This window comes from Streptomyces xiaopingdaonensis, assembly GCF_000262345.1.
GTDB classification, from domain to species: Bacteria; Actinomycetota; Actinomycetes; order Streptomycetales; family Streptomycetaceae; genus Streptomyces; species Streptomyces xiaopingdaonensis.
This window is the reverse complement of record NZ_AJTQ01000075.1, coordinates 1-5,156: the sequence shown is the minus strand read 5'-3', so window position 1 is coordinate 5,156 and position 5,156 is coordinate 1. Positions and strand designations below refer to the sequence as shown.

The following is a 5,156-nucleotide window of genomic DNA, read 5'->3' as shown; positions in this document are numbered from 1 at the left end:
GCGGGCTCGCCGTCCGCCTCGGGGGGCCCTTCGGGCCGCGGGGTGCCGGGGGACGTGCCGCCCGCCGGTCCCCCGTCGCCCGGGCGGAGGCCGAGCTCCGCGTCCCGGACCAGCTCGGCCTCGCGGCGGAAGAGGCGGAACCACATGAAGACGACGAAGCCGGCGAAGACGAACCACTCCGCCGTGTAGCCGAGGTTCTGGAACGCCTTCATGTCGAGCCCGGTGTTGTCGGCGGCGGCCGGGGGGACGGGGCGCAGCTTCCCCTCGGTGTCCTGCACCGTGAGCCAGGCCGACTCGACCTCGTACGGCACGAGGTTGATCAGCGGCGCGGGGCTGACGAACCCCAACTGCCCCTCGGGCAGGGCGCCCTGGGCCTCGCGCCCGGCCCGGTCGTGCGACTCGGGCGCCTGGAGTACGCCCTCGACGGCGACCTCGCCGCGCTCCGGCGGCGGCACGTCGGACGCGTCGGGCTCGCCCGGCAGCCAGCCGCGGACGACGGGCACGGCCTTCCCTCCGCCCTTCGGGAGCAGCAGGTCGAGCACGTAGGAGCCCTGCTCTTCGTCGAGCCGCCTGTCGGGGACGAGCAGCGGGTGCCCGGTGTCGTACCGCCCCTCGACGCGCGCCGTGCGGTCGACGCTCTCGTCGGTGACGGGGAGCAGGTCCCGGAGCGGCTCCGCCTGCGCCTGCTCCGCCTCCGCCGAGTACTCCTGCCGCTCCTGGTGGTTCTCGACGCGCGCGTCGAAGCGGCTCAGCTGCCAGCTCCCCATGAAGAGGCAGACCGGGATCGCCAGTACGGCGAAGATGTTGATCCCCCACCACCGCGGGGTCAGCAGGAACCGGTACACGAAGCCCACGGTACGCGGGGGACAATCGGCACGTTCCGGCGGGGAGGTTCCGACGGCGCGCGGCGCTCCGGGCCGGCGTCGGCTCGGCTTCCCGGGCGCGGTCGATCAGTTGATGCGCTCGGGCGTTTGCGGGCGGACCGAACCGGCAGTCCGCCGGGCCCGTCGGGCATGGGGTCCACTCGCACCGTCGGGCGGGGACGCTCCCGTCCCCGGCGGTCAGGGCGTCGACAAGCTCTTCCGCGCGGAATCCATCGATCCGCTCCCCCGGCCGCCGAGCCCCGCCGTACCGCGCACGTCGAGTGGTCAGCTCCGGGGGCACAACCGCGCAACTCCGGTCCCGCGAGGAGACGTTCGCGCAGGACCCCGGTGGGCCGCTCACCCCGCGGGGAGCACCCCCGTGCGGTAGACGGTCCCCGGGCAGGAGCTCTTCACCGCGGTGTCGGCCGCCTGCGGTGTGCCGCCGTCGGGGGTGTGGCTGATGACGACGAGCGGGTCCTCCTCCGGGCCGCCGGAGCCGCCCTCGCCGCCGTCGTCGTCCTTGCCCTCGTCCCCCTCGTCGTCGCTCTCCTCGCCGGTTCCGTCGCCGGCGACCGCGCCGGGGCCTTCGCCGCCCGGCGGGGCGCTGCTGTCCTTGCAGGTGGCCGAGTCGGGGACCCAGGCGAACCTGACGAGGTACGCGGCGCCCGGTTCGAGGACGAGCTCGTCCGCCTCGCTCGCCGGATCGGGGAGCCCGGCGGCCGGGTCTCCCGGGGTGTGGTCGACGATCCGCACGGGCTTGCGCGTCGAGGTGCCCTGCATCGCGGCGCCCACGACGCCCTCGCCCTGGACGCTGCACGCCTCGCCCGAGGTGTTGGTGACGCGGAAGCTGCCGTAGACCCTGCCCTGCTCGTCCGGTTCGCCCGAATCCCCCGAGCCGGCGCCGAGTTGCTCGCGTCCGCAGCTCGGGGCGCTGCCGACGAGGGTGTCGCTGGGGTCGGCTCCGCGGTCGGCGCCCTCCGTGTCCTGCCGCTCGCCGCTCGGGCCCTGCCCCTCGCTGTGGCGGCCGCCGGCGGACTCGCCGCTGTCCTCACTGCCCTCGGTGCCGCGGCTGCTCTCGCCTGCCCCGGCCGCCGGGCCCTGCGTCTGGCCCTGCGTCTCGTGCGCGGTGACCGAGTCGCGGTCGTCGTCGGGGAGGACGCCGCCGAAGAGGAACACCGGGATGCCGACGGCTGCGACGACCGCGAGCGCGCCCGCGCCGACCAGCGCCTGCCTGCGTCGCGCCCGGCGTACCGGCACGGCGTGGTGGAGCCGTTCCAGTGCGTCGGGCGAGGGCTCCAGGTCGGCGACGCTGCCGTGGAAGAGGCTCCGCAGCGCGTCCTCGTCGAGGCCGTCCGGCTCGAACCCGCCGCCGCGCTGCGGCGTCTCCTCGCCGCCGTCCACGCCCCTCGGGTCCTCGTCCGGTGCCCCGGGACGCCCGTGGAGATCACTCATGACGCTGCCTCCATGGCGACGCGCAACGCCGCGATGCCGCGCGAACCGTACGCCTTCACGGACCCCAGCGAGAGGCCGAGCACCTCGGCGACCTGCGCCTCGGTCATGTCCGCGAAGTAGCGCAGCACGAGCACCTCGCGCTGCCGGCGTTGCAGACCCCGCATCGCGTTGATCAGGTCGTCCCGCTCGAGCCGCTCGTACGCGCCCTCCTCGGCGCTCGCCATGTCCGGCATGGGCTTCGAGAGCAGCTTCAGCCCGATGATGCGGCGACGGAGCGCGGAGCGGGAGAGGTTGACGACCGTCTGCCGCAGGTAGGCGAGAGTCTTCTCCGGATCGCGCACCCGCTTGCGTGCCGAGTGGACGCGGATGAACGCCTCTTGGACGACGTCCTCGCACGAGGCGGTGTCGTCGAGGAGGAGGGCCGCGAGGCCGAGCAGGGACTTGTAGTGGGTGCGGTAGGTCTCGGTGAGGTGGTCGACGGTGGTGCCGGCTGTCATCGCGTCGTCAGTCTCTGCGGAGCGTGCGGGCGCAGCGGTGCGACCAGCCGAAGACCAGGGGGCGATCACGGGCACACCGCCGGTCCGCGTACCGGGGCGCCCGAGTGCCGTTGCCATTCCGAGTACCTCTGCCACGCCTGTTGGACACGCCGCCCCCCGTCAGGGTTGTACGCGCGGGACAGCGTGCTCGCTCTCACGACGGTCGCCCGCATCCGCACCACTCATCCTCAATGCCCCGTCCTCCACGGCTGCTCGGACACGTCCCCCGGGCCTCCGGCCATGGAAGCGAAGACGCCCCCCGTCCAGCCGCCGGTTGCAGCAGGACGAAGAGCGAATTCTCACGCAGTGGAAGGGCGTTGGCCAGTGACCGGGGTTTTGAAGGTGGCCGGGGTCAGCGGCCGGTGCCGCCGTAGACGACCGCCTCGTCGCCGGCGCTGTCGAGGCCGAAGGCCGAGTGCACCGCGCGCACCGCCTCGTCGACGAGCTCCTCGCGGGTGACGACCGAGATGCGGATCTCCGAGGTGGAGATGAGCTCGATGTTGACGCCCGCGTTGGAGAGCGCGTCGAAGAACGTCGCCGTGACGCCGGGGTTGGTCTTCATTCCGGCGCCGACGAGGGAGATCTTGGCGATCTGGTCGTCGTAGCGGAGGGAGTCGTAGCCGATGGTGCCCTGCGCCCGCTCCAGCGCCGAGATCGCCTTCTTGCCCTCGCTCTTGGGGAGCGTGAACGAGATGTCGGTGAGCCCTGTCGAAGCCGCCGAGACGTTCTGCACCACCATGTCGATGTTGACCTGCGAGTCCGCGATGACGCGGAAGATCGCGGCGGCCTCGCCCGGCTTGTCCGGGACGCCGACGACCGTGACCTTGGCTTCGGACGTGTCATGGGCGACACCCGAGATCAGCGCCTGCTCCATCGATTGCTCCCCTTGCTGACTCTTCTCGCCGGCGCTTCCTCGCGCACGCCGAGGGTCCTCGTTGCTGACCCAGGTGCCCTCCAGGCCGGAGAACGAGGACCGCACGTGGATCGGGATGTTGTAGCGGCGTGCGTACTCGACGCACCGGTGCAGCAGCACCTTGGAGCCGGAGCTCGCGAGCTCCAGCATGTCCTCGAAGGAGATCCAGTCGATCTTCCTCGCGGACTGCACGACGCGCGGGTCCGCGGTGAAGACGCCGTCGACGTCGGTGTAGATCTCGCAGACCTCCGCGTCGAGCGCGGCGGCGAGCGCGACGGCCGTGGTGTCGCTCCCGCCGCGGCCCAGCGTGGTGATGTCCTTGCTGTCCTGCGAGACGCCCTGGAAGCCGGCGACGATCGCGATGTTGCCCTCGTCGACGGAACTCTGGATGCGGCCGGGGGTGACGTCGATGATCCGCGCCTTGTTGTGCACGGAGTCGGTGATCAGTCCCGCCTGGCTGCCGGTGAACGACTGCGCCTCGCTGCCGAGGGCTTTGATCGCCATGGCCAGCAGCGCCATGGAGATCCGCTCTCCGGCGGTCAGCAGCATGTCGAACTCGCGTCCGGAGGCGACCGGCGATACCTCCGAGGCAAGATCGATCAGCTCGTCCGTGCTGTCACCCATCGCCGACACCACGACGACGACCTGGTGGCCGCGCTTCTTGGCATCGACGATCCGCTTGGCGACACGCTTGATGCCCGCGGCATCGGCAACGGAGGAGCCGCCGTACTTCTGCACGACAAGGCCCACGTGTGCTCGCTCCTCGAATCAGTCGTTCTGGGTCCTTTGGCCGGGACCCGACGATCGGCTCAGTCTAACGAGCGGGCGCCCGTCACCCGCTCGTCCAAAGCCGCGCATTCCCGCTCCCGGCCCGTGCACACGGGGGCCGCGGCGGATCGTTAGACACCTCACACGACGGTACGTGCGCGGCTGTAGCGGTGTGTCACGCACCGGGGCGGCGGGCTCGGCAACCGCCGTACGGAGGCGGGAAGTTGCCGGGTGCTCAACGCTCCCCGCGCATCCCGAGGGGCTCGCCGATCTCCGCCGCCATCACCGCGCCGGCCTCCGCCTCCAGGGCGCCGTCGTCCGACGCCGCGCCGCTGTCCGTGTCGAGGCCTTGGAGATCGCCCAGCGGGGTGTCCTGCCGCACGTGCGCGACGAGCGACTGGAGGGCCCGGAGCGAAGCCGACACCGTCGGACCCCAGTTGGTGAGGTAGGAGAACTGCCACCACCACAGCGCCTCGCTGACCCGGCCCGTGTCGTAGTGGGCCATGCCGTGCCGCAGCGCCGCTACCGCGTCGGCGAGGTCGTCCGAGATGCGGCAGGGGACGGGCGCGGTCCGCGGCTCGTACGGGTCGAAGACCTCGGAGTAGACGTCGATCGGGTCGAGCA

General features: G+C 72.2%; 5 protein-coding genes. All 5 read right to left on the bottom strand.

Translation table 11 applies throughout. From position 1 onward, the window contains the following. Positions 1-845, bottom strand: an 845-nt coding sequence (locus UWG_RS29570) for an SURF1 family protein (RefSeq protein ID WP_050988516.1), incomplete at its 3' end; no start/stop codon positions are given. A 375-nt stretch (positions 846-1,220) separates the two neighbouring features. Beyond that, entirely contained in the window at positions 1,221-2,315 is a 1,095-nt protein-coding gene (locus UWG_RS0106405) for a hypothetical protein (RefSeq protein WP_237720002.1), read from the bottom strand. Further along, a complete protein-coding gene (locus UWG_RS0106400) occupies positions 2,312-2,929 on the bottom strand; it encodes a SigE family RNA polymerase sigma factor (RefSeq protein ID WP_237720001.1) in 618 nt (205 codons plus the stop codon). Before UWG_RS0106400 ends, UWG_RS0106405 begins: the two co-directional genes overlap by 4 nt. A gap of 274 nt (positions 2,930-3,203) precedes the next feature. Beyond that, positions 3,204-4,514, bottom strand: a complete 1,311-nt coding sequence (locus UWG_RS0106395) for an aspartate kinase (protein ID WP_016906372.1) — start codon at positions 4,512-4,514, stop codon at positions 3,204-3,206. A gap of 253 nt (positions 4,515-4,767) precedes the next feature. Then, the coding region (locus UWG_RS0106390) for a DUF5063 domain-containing protein (RefSeq protein ID WP_016906371.1) at positions 4,768-5,156 on the bottom strand (389 nt) is incomplete at its 5' end.